10 protein-coding genes and 1 tRNA gene are annotated in these 9,237 nt (G+C 55.8%); 4 read left to right on the top strand and 7 right to left on the bottom strand.

All coding sequences use genetic code 11. From position 1 onward, the window contains the following. Positions 1-180 precede the first annotated feature (180 nt). Positions 181-1,176 (top strand): helix-turn-helix domain-containing protein, encoded by a 996-nt coding sequence (locus AC2FFH_RS18065; protein WP_496845024.1) that lies wholly within the window; start codon positions 181-183, stop codon positions 1,174-1,176. Between the two features lie 233 nt (positions 1,177-1,409). On the opposite strand, the gene AC2FFH_RS18060 is transcribed toward AC2FFH_RS18065, so the two are convergent. The 3 genes from AC2FFH_RS18060 to AC2FFH_RS18050 form a co-directional block, all read right to left on the bottom strand. Next, positions 1,410-3,047, bottom strand: coding sequence for an adenylate/guanylate cyclase domain-containing protein (locus tag AC2FFH_RS18060; RefSeq protein WP_496845022.1), 1,638 nt, complete (start codon positions 3,045-3,047; stop codon positions 1,410-1,412). 120 nt (positions 3,048-3,167) lie between these two features. Further along, positions 3,168-3,398, bottom strand: coding sequence for a hypothetical protein (locus AC2FFH_RS18055; protein ID WP_496845021.1), 231 nt, complete (start codon positions 3,396-3,398; stop codon positions 3,168-3,170). 27 nt (positions 3,399-3,425) lie between these two features. After that, positions 3,426-3,590 carry a hypothetical protein gene (locus AC2FFH_RS18050; protein ID WP_496845020.1) on the bottom strand — a complete coding sequence of 55 codons (165 nt, stop codon included), beginning with the start codon at positions 3,588-3,590 and terminating at the stop codon, positions 3,426-3,428. A gap of 286 nt (positions 3,591-3,876) precedes the next feature. Between AC2FFH_RS18050 and AC2FFH_RS18045 the strand changes: the two genes are divergently transcribed. After that, positions 3,877-4,977, top strand: coding sequence for a Hint domain-containing protein (locus tag AC2FFH_RS18045; RefSeq protein ID WP_496777383.1), 1,101 nt, complete (start codon positions 3,877-3,879; stop codon positions 4,975-4,977). A gap of 101 nt (positions 4,978-5,078) precedes the next feature. On the opposite strand, the gene AC2FFH_RS18040 is transcribed toward AC2FFH_RS18045, so the two are convergent. From AC2FFH_RS18040 to AC2FFH_RS18025, 4 genes are all read right to left on the bottom strand, one after another. After that, positions 5,079-5,168, bottom strand: a tRNA-Ser gene (locus AC2FFH_RS18040). A 171-nt stretch (positions 5,169-5,339) separates the two neighbouring features. Beyond that, positions 5,340-6,413 carry a hypothetical protein gene (locus tag AC2FFH_RS18035; protein ID WP_496845019.1) on the bottom strand — a complete coding sequence of 358 codons (1,074 nt, stop codon included), beginning with the start codon at positions 6,411-6,413 and terminating at the stop codon, positions 5,340-5,342. Positions 6,414-6,541: 128 nt separating this feature from the next. Next, on the bottom strand, positions 6,542-6,859 hold the full coding sequence (locus tag AC2FFH_RS18030; protein WP_108860111.1) for a DUF3775 domain-containing protein: 318 nt from the start codon (positions 6,857-6,859) through the stop codon (positions 6,542-6,544). Between the two features lie 87 nt (positions 6,860-6,946). Beyond that, a complete protein-coding gene (locus AC2FFH_RS18025) occupies positions 6,947-7,720 on the bottom strand; it encodes a DUF1365 domain-containing protein (protein WP_496765383.1) in 774 nt (257 codons plus the stop codon). Between the two features lie 149 nt (positions 7,721-7,869). Here AC2FFH_RS18025 and AC2FFH_RS18020 point away from each other — a divergent pair, with 149 nt between their 5' ends. Both AC2FFH_RS18020 and AC2FFH_RS18015 read left to right on the top strand, forming a co-directional pair. After that, positions 7,870-8,526 (top strand): sigma-70 family RNA polymerase sigma factor, encoded by a 657-nt coding sequence (locus AC2FFH_RS18020; RefSeq protein ID WP_496845029.1) that lies wholly within the window; start codon positions 7,870-7,872, stop codon positions 8,524-8,526. 10 nt (positions 8,527-8,536) lie between these two features. Then, positions 8,537-9,187, top strand: a complete 651-nt coding sequence (locus AC2FFH_RS18015; protein ID WP_496845018.1) for a ChrR family anti-sigma-E factor — start codon at positions 8,537-8,539, stop codon at positions 9,185-9,187. The last annotated feature ends 50 nt before the right edge of the window (positions 9,188-9,237 follow it).

Genomic DNA, 9,237 nt, shown 5'->3' with positions numbered 1-9,237 from the left:
CGACAACGCATATGGCGACAGAAACCTAATCTGCACATGCCCCCCAATGGACGCATACGAAGAAGCCGCTGAGTAAACGGGCTGCAAATTACGGTCGACCCCCGCCAAAAGCGGGGGTCGGCCATAAGAAATGAGCGGTGCCCCGAAGGGCAAAGCCGAAGACCATTAGGTGGAGGAACAATGAAACACTATGTCCTCAAGAATGCCCGTTCACGCCAAACCTGCGTTGCCAGGCAAACAGCCAACAGAAATCATCACGTCGATGTTGTCCTCTCTGGCGAGGACACCGAAGCATCTGCACAGATCGTCCTGGATTTCTTTGATGCTTTGAACAGGCTGGTCGAACATCATTCTTACATCATCAACATTCGCAGGTTGGCTAAAGATCCGGTCGAAGGGCCGCTGTACTGGTCTGGGCGAACGGCACTTTTTTGGGGGGATATCCACGAAAACTGGCGGTTGGATGACTCTGAGAAATCATGGACCTCACAGGTTGTGAACCTGTCGTCGCGCACAATATTTGTCGGCAGCGCCGTTTTGCTGCTTGCTCAGATCGGGCGGGCGGAAAAAACAGTCGCCGCGGTGCACCCCAACTTCACGGCCGCAGCGCAGGAAATCGGACTGATCGAAGATGGATCGGGTATCCACATGGCCAATGATAACCGTTTGCACAGCGCATCGACCCGATTAAGCGCTTTACGGTTGTTGTCCAATTTCGTTTCGATCGATCACGGAGAGCACCTCGCAGACACTCTGCGCGGATACATCGGACTGTCCGAGCCTAAAAGGACCGCCAAGAGCCATCTTGCAATCCGGCTTTTCCAACGGTCCGAGGCCGATCCACAAGTGCGACGAGCCATCGAAACGATGAGTAATAATCTTGAGGAGCCATTGCGGATCTCGGATCTGGCGCAAATGCTGGGTACGTCCACCCGACAGTTGCAGCGTCGATTCCTAAACAGAACCGGGACAAAGCTTTTGACAACGTACAGAGAGTTGCGTCTGGAACGGGCTGACACGTTGCTTCGGACAACGGATTTGTCGCAGCGAGAGATTTCGGCAGCCACCGGGTTTTCTTCTGCCGTCGCTTTGGGGCGCGCCTTTCGCGCCCATTACAAGACATCCCCGGACGACATCCGAAATCAACGCTTTGCGGGACAGTTATCTGCCAGGTAGGACGAAAAGGACCGCGCCCGGGTTAACAGTCGGTTCGTCCCCCCACAACAAGTCAAACACACTCGCTGACCCACGCATCAAGTGAGTTGCCGTCCCATCGGGCCGTCATCAGCGTGCGCACTGAAGCTGTTTTGGTTGGCTCAGTCTTGTAGATTGCAGGCGCGCTCATCGCTGGCAAATGACCGCCCGACCCCTCCTTTTGAAGTTACGACGAGCGCAACTCCCTGCATTTGTCAGGGATAGGGGGCACATACGTGAGGCGCCGTCCGGCTTTCGACCAGACGCGCCAGTTCATAGGCCGAAACGCGGGTTCCTATGCCTTTCAGATCGAACGGTCCCGCCGGGGTCATATCTATCCGGACCTGACGCGCAGTCGCATTTGAGACAAGCACCTGACCGTCCTTGGCGATTTCACACAGGCGTGCCGCCAGATTGGGTGCAGGCCCAATTGCCGAGTAATCCAAACGACCCTCAAAACCAATCCGACCCAAGGTTGCTGCGCCCGTTGCGATCCCAATGCCGAGACCAAGACCGTGCTGAGCGATACCAGCCCTGTACGGGACCATCGCCTTTCGGACATCCACTTGCATTTTCTGGGCCAGATCAACGGCTCTCTGCGCAGCATCATCTAGCGGCACTGGCGCGCCGAACAAAACCATCAAACCGTCGCCGAGAAACCGTTCCAACGTTCCCCCGCAGGCTTCGACAAGCGGTCCACAAGTGCCATGAAATGCGTTGAGTGCCGCGACGACTTGATCCGCATTGGCAACGGTGGCGAAGGCCGTGAACCCGCGCAGATCGGCAAAAAGAACTGTGATCTCGGCCTTACGGGTCCTTAAGACATCCGCCTCATCCGTCGCGCCGACAATCATCGCTGCCACCTGAGACGGCAGGAAGCGTTTCAGACGATTGGTGCGCTCGATCTCTTCTATCTGGTTGGCGACCCGAGTTTCCAGCGCTGCATTCAAATCGGCCAGTTGGGCTTTTTGCACTTCGACTTGCCCGTAAAGCGCACCCAGTTTTTCGCTGGTCTGGTTCACATGGTTTGCCAGCTCGCCCAGTTCGTCCCGATTGGGAACCATAATCCGGTTGTCGAACCCGCCCCGGGACAGCTTGCTGAGCACCGCATGGATGCGTTCGATCGGCCACAACAAAGACGACGAAATCGAATATCCCAACAAAAGGGCAATCCCAATCGCCGCGATCGCCGCAGCCGTGATGCTCAGGCGTGAGGTCAAGTATGCCTGTTCTGTTGTCCGCGCCAGTTCGCGCACTTCCTGTTCGACATCCTGCGCCACGGTATACGCCTCGCGTTGCATGGCTTGCAGCGGCTCGAACATTTGGTCGATACCGTGTTGCGCCGCAGCTAACAGATCGCCTTCGCGGTTCAGACGGCGCAGTTCAGTGATTGCCGGTAATATGTCCTGAAGGTCAGATCGAAGGTTCGCGATCGCCTGCTCATCTGGCATTCCCGACTGTCCGAAACTGCGAAAACCAAGGGCAAGGTTTCGCTCCAGTGCTGCCGAGACGTGAAGTATCGAACGCGTAGAAGCCCCCAGAATTCCGTTCTGACGAGGAGGGTCTTTCAGGTTCTGCGGAACGAACAAGGACAGTAGATGTGTGTTCAGGTTCGAGATCGTTGTGTGGGTGTCATTAAAGAACGCAATACGTTCCTGATCGCGCATCATCGTCTCGGACCGGAGATTGGCCTGATGCAAGGCATAAAGACCAAACAACACCAAGCAAACCAGCAGACCGGTTATTCCCAAAAATGCCACCAGCAGCTTGGCCCGAACCGAAAGAGCGACCTTGGCGACGCTGAGCGCAACCAAGGGCGGCCTGTCAGGGCCACCGTTGCGGTCGTGTGTCATGCTGCACCCCCCGCCGAAATACGCGGCAGAACTAGCGTCATTGTACACAAATATGCGAAAAAACGCTAGCAAATAGATCAAAATGTCTGTGCAAATTGCACTGCTCTAGCAGAGTTTGCGCTACTTTTCGGACGGGCTGTTTTCGGCGTAGTCGCACAGGCATTGGGTATCCGCGGCAACCGCGTGATTACGGTTGATTTTCACGCCCTCCGGCTTGAGCTGCGAAAACGTCCGGCTCAGGCTTTCGGGCTTCATGCCCAAGCGTCCTACAATCAGCATCTTGTCATAAGGCGGCTCAACCTCACAGCCGTCGGCCACCTTGTCGGACAGGTTCATCAAAAATTTGGCCACCTGCTGCGCGCCAGTCTGGGCCTTGAGTTATTCAAGCTGTGCGACCAGCGAATGCAGATGGGTAAAGGTCGAAGTCAGGATCGATACGCCAATCTCAGGGTCTTCGCGCATCAGGGACAAAAAAACCGGGTTGGGAAGGTGCATCACTACACCGGCCAATATGGCTTCTACCCGTGTTAGCGCCATGCTCATTGTCATGATATTGCGCAACGCGATCACCGTTGCACAGTTTAGCTAGTGAGATCGGTACCCAGCGCGGCCCACCGCACTGCCTTAACGAAAGTCAGGCCCATGGCAGAGTAGCGTTATGGTAAAAAGGCCAGCCACATTCATGAGTTCAAAAAAATGCCGTGGTATTGCCTTGAAATAAGGGGATTGATTGGCGACTGTTGCTGAAAATACCTATTGAATGGTGGTTTACGTGCCAAAAGTTCTGGCTGAAATGAACGGCGCGCGCAAAAAAGGTGGTGAGTTGTAAATGGCAAACTATTCCTACATTGGATATGATCCCGACGTCATCACGGTGGGGTCGGGCCAGGTCATTTTGGACACCGATTTTGACCCGGCCACTGACCGGCACGTTTTCAATGTCGAGGATGCAGCAGGCGGTGACATTCTGTCACGACCCGGGAATCCAACGCTGCCCGATACCGGCACCGTCTTTAACGGCGACTTCAACAGCAACGAAAGCGGCGATGACTTAACACAGACCGGTACGGTCACCAATCTGGACGGGTCCACAACATTTTTCAGTGGTGATATTTACCTTGAAGAATCCTATATTCTGACCGATCCGGACGGTGGCACCATCACCGTCTACCGGGTCGAGGTCGAGGGTGACCTGGCAGGCTATATTACGTCAGAGCCTTTGGAACCCGGCACTGCCTATTCGATGACGATTGTCAACGTCACGCCAGGCAATGCGCCTGATACAACCGACCCCACATCCATCGTTGACGTGCCCTGCTTTACGGCTGGCACACTGATCCGGACACCGGGTGGAGATATTGCGATCGAACGTCTGAGTGTAGGCGATTTGGTTGAGACGATGGACCGGGGTCCGCAGCGTATCCGCTGGATCGGTGCGCGTACGCTGACCAGTCAAGAGCTGTCGGAAAAGCCCAAACTGCGCCCGATCCGCATCGCCGCCGGTGCATTAGGCAGCGGACTGCCTCAGCGCGACTTACTTGTTTCCCCGCAACACCGGATGCTGGTGCGGTCCGCCATTGCAATCCGAATGTTCGAAACCAGCGAAATCCTCGTGGCCGCGCACGCGCTGGTTGGAATTTCCGGTATCTCGGTCGAGGAAAACACTCAAACCGTCGAGTATTATCACATGCTGTTCGAACAGCATGAGATCGTCTTTGCCCAAGGTGCCCCATCGGAAAGTCTGTTTGCTGGCGCCGAGGCCCTCAGGACGGTGCCGGCTGCGGCACGGGCAGAAATGCTGGAACTGTTTCCCGCCTTGGCCACAGAGGATTTCGTACCACCATCAGCGCGTCCGATCCCGGCCAAAGGCAAGCAGGTTCGGCATATGGTGCAACGCCACATCAAGAACAACCGATCTTTGATCGAGTAATCGAATACAATTGAAGAGCAACAGCGACCTTAATTGTGTTAGGCAAAACAACCCCATAAGGGGCTGAAAAGCATCTTTTCCAATTGAACGGAAATGGTAGGTGGCGGAGACGAAGGGATTCGAACCCTCGAGACCCTTCCGGGCCTACTCCCTTAGCAGGGGAGCGCCTTCGACCACTCGGCCACGTCTCCGCTGGCCGGTATATCCTTGCATGTCGACCAGATACAAGACGATTTTGATCAAGCGCGATATTTTTCTGAATTCGAATGCGCCGGGGCTGCTAAGATGCATTTGCTTGGCGAAAGTGCTGCCCCATCTGTTTCCTAGTGCGATTTGGAACTATGAGGAGCGTCACTACAGTGTTAACCCGGTTCCTCAGCTTCGATTGCGGCCCGCATGAGGAACAGAGTCGCCGGATCTAGTTCGCTTTGGGCCATGATAGCCTCAAAGTTGGGGTTCAGTGCGTAGGTGCCCCAAGGTCGTACAGCCAGGGCAATCCAGATCGCAACAGTGCTGTCTTTGTCCAACTGACGCCTAAACACATCCAGGATCCGGGGCCGCAACTCGGGATAGGTCGTTCCGCCATCGGCCAGACTGCGGATCAGGATGCGCTTTTCGTCGACGGAGCGTTCGGGCCGCTGCAGCGACTTTTCGATTTCAAGGATTGCCCGATCCCCATCAACTGTGATTCCCGCCAGCCCCCAGTCGTATAGGTTGAGGTTTCCGCTGCGAAGCGCGCTTTGATAGCCAAGCCTTACGCGTTCTTTAGCCTTCGGATCCGACTGAAGACCCAACAATCGGATAAGTGCCGGCGCGTAGGCTAAACGATTGGGATTGCGAAGATCCTGCAATAATTGTGCGGTTGGCACAGCATCGGTCAGGTGGGTCAAAAGCCAATAGGGCGCGCGGTGGATTTCGATCAGCGCCGTGTTGCGCAACAGGCGATCTTCATGTGTGAGATAGGCACTGAAAAAGGCAACCTGCGCCGCGCGATCCGGCGCGCCACTGGCCCAGCCCTGCCCCTCGGCACGCAGTGTTTTAAGGAAGTGGGCCCTGTCCGGTGTCATCAGGAACCCTTTGGTCCAACCACTGGGCAGGCTGCGACCGGCCTTGTCCTGAAACCTCGTCCCGTAGACCATCAAAACCGTTCTGTCCGGATTCGCACGAAAGGCGGATCGCGTAACGCTGTCGACCAGGAAAGGTATTTCGGGCAACGCCCCAACCTGTTCCGGCGTGCCTTTCAAAACCGAAACGGGGGAGAACCTGAAAGGGTTGTCTGGCGATGGTGCCGCCAGCACGATAACACGCGCCGAAAGAATCCGGTCCGCCAGAGAATATTCCGGAAGCTCAACGCAGACGCCGCAGGCTTGGGCAGGGCGGGAATGGAGGCCCACGCAAAGCGCGAACACCGCAAACAATTGCAAGACGCGCCACATGGATCACGCTCCGTCTAATAGCACCCCAGCCTGAATGCGGGCTTTCGGGTTTCCTGACCATGTTATCCGAAAACCGGGTATTCAGCGAATGTATTGCAGGCTGCAACGGTTGCACATAGTTGGTGCACTTACATCAGGTCGTTTTCCACATCCTCTGCTGAGATGCCCAGTGCATCCAAGCCATTTTCAAGATGATCCGACATATGCGGCGTACCGATCAGGTAGTCTGCGCAAGGGGTCGAAGCTTCGGACTTGGCGGTTGCAATAGCCTCAGGCAGATCTTCGGCGAAAAAGCTTTCTCGCCCAACCCACATGACAGCCACCAGTTCGGCCTGTTCGTCCTCGCTCATCCGGTCAATAAAGGCGCGCAATTCGCCCTCGGCACGACCCAATTCGCGCCCCATCATTGCAACCTGAGCAATTTTCCTTGGCGAAATTTCCATCATGACCCAACTCCTCGTATTCGCGGTTTCAATAGTACCACAACCATGAGGAAGGGGCTGAGTCTTTGATCTTAAGCAAAGACCTAAGGGCTAAGGCTTGCGACTGCGGGATATCGGCTGATCGGGCACAGGGGCGGTTCGGAACGGGACAAACCGTGCCTTCTTGATCTTAAGTTTGATCGCCTGCCACACAATAAGGAAAAACGCACGTCGCGCACCGAAGGGGCGCCGCAGCAACGACCACAGGATCGCCCGGTTGGTCAGCGGCGCGCGCGGCCCGGTCAGGGTGGCAATCAATCCACCCGCTTTTCGACCATAGTCAATCCAGACGCCGATACGCTCGGGGCGATGGTCAAAGCGAAACTCATACGTCCCTTCGATCTTTTGAAACGGTGAGACATGCATCAGCTTGTCCGCAACGATGCGATCCGTCGGCTGGATCGGCGCAAACCCGGGATTGTTGCACAGATAGCTGTGGCGCGTGCCGTAGGTGTTCGTAACCTCGGCTACCACCGCATATAGCTGTTCACCGGCATCGAAGCAGAACCAGAAGCTGACCGGATTGAAAACATGCCCCAGCACCCGTGGCTGCGTCAGCAACTCAAGCCTTGCAGGTTGCGTCACACCCATTTCGTCGAATTTAACTCGCAACCACGCCGCACTCTGCCCTTTGCCGGGTTCACCGCCGTGGTCACGGTCTCGCCAATACATCGCATTGGCGCGGTTCATCGAAAACAAAAGCGGTGTGTCAGGCCGGGCTTCGGGGTCCAGCAGGATGTAATCAATGGAATACCGAAACGCATTCTCGATCCTGCCTTTTCGACCGTGGTAAGTATGGCCTGAAATATGGTCGATCCTGTTCATTCTCGGCTGTGTTCCAGTTTTCCTGTAAGCTGTTCAAGTGGCGCTGTTTTTTTCGTCATGTACATACTTATCATACGAAACATGGTCCGGTTTGGATTAATTTCGCATCACAATGTGATCCAGCTTGGGTGTCGCTGCGTATTGTTGTTATGTTTACCGAGATCGATACCGCGACCTTGGATGAACCGGTGGCCAGCAGGCCTTCACAGAAACCGTGGCGCGCAAAGAAACGCATCAAGGGAAAACCGGTGAACCGAGCGCAAGACAGTTGTGACAAACGAGCTGAGTGGGTGGACCACGTCAGACGTATAAGGGACACGCAGGACCAGGTCGCCTTTGCTGAGTTGTTTCAGCATTTCGCGCCGCGGATCAAGGCGTTCCTGATCAAGTCGGGTTCGGACGCGGCCATGGCCGAAGAGTGCGCGCAGGAAGTGATGGCCACTCTGTGGCACAAGTCGCATTTATTCGATCCTGCGCGGGCGACCGTGGCCACATGGGTGTTCACGATCGCCCGGAACAAACGCATCGACGTCCTGCGCAAACAACGCCGCCCCGAGCCCGAAGAACTGGGATGGGGACCCGAGGCTGAGCCGGAACAGGACGACATACTTGTTCTGCAACAGGAAACCGCGCAGCTGCGCAACGCCCTGACCGCGCTGCCAGAAGCGCAAAGACAACTGATCGAGAAAGCCTATTTCGGCGATCTGAGCCATCGAGAAATTGCTTCTCAGACCGGATTGCCACTGGGGACGATCAAATCACGGATACGGTTGGCGCTGGACCGCTTGCGCCATGCGATGAATTGAGATGACGGATATGAGCAATAAGATCAAACATCACCTGACAGACGACCTGCTGATGGCTTACGCCGCAGGCACTCTGCCCGAGGCTTTCGACCTGATGGTCGCGACACATCTTTCCCTGTGCAATCAATGTCGTGCGCAGGCCGAAAGCTTTGACGCCGTTGGCGGATATGTCCTGGAAGAACAGGACGAGACCGTTGCGATGAACGACAAGGCACTTGCGGAAACGATGGCTTTGATCTCAAACGGTGCGCCGATTGCCAAACCCAGGCGACCCGGCTGCTCGGTTTTGCCAAGCCCGTTGCAGGACTACGTGGGCGGTGACGTAAATGACATCCGCTGGCGACCAATCGGCATGGGGGTCAAGCAGGCGATCCTGCCGACGACCGGTGATGCAACAGCTCGGTTGCTGTTCATTCCGGCGGGCACCGCAGTTCCCGACCACAGCCATAATGGTGTAGAGCTGACAATGGTTCTGCAGGGCGCGTTTTCGGATGAGGTCGACCGTTTTGCCCGTGGTGATGTGGAGATTGCAGATGAAGACCTCCACCATACCCCTACAGCAGACATTACGGGGGATTGCATTTGCCTGGCGGTCACTGACGCGCCGCTTAAATTTAACAAGCTGATGCCGCGCCTGTTCCAACCTTTCCTGAGAATCTGACCCTATAAGCGTTCACGTGATACTCTGTTCCGGCACGCCGTTTTATGGAG

Source organism: Ruegeria sp. YTSC003 (genome assembly GCF_059609785.1).
The sequence above is the reverse complement of the archived record's forward strand: the minus strand, read 5'-3'. Positions and strand labels throughout refer to the sequence as shown.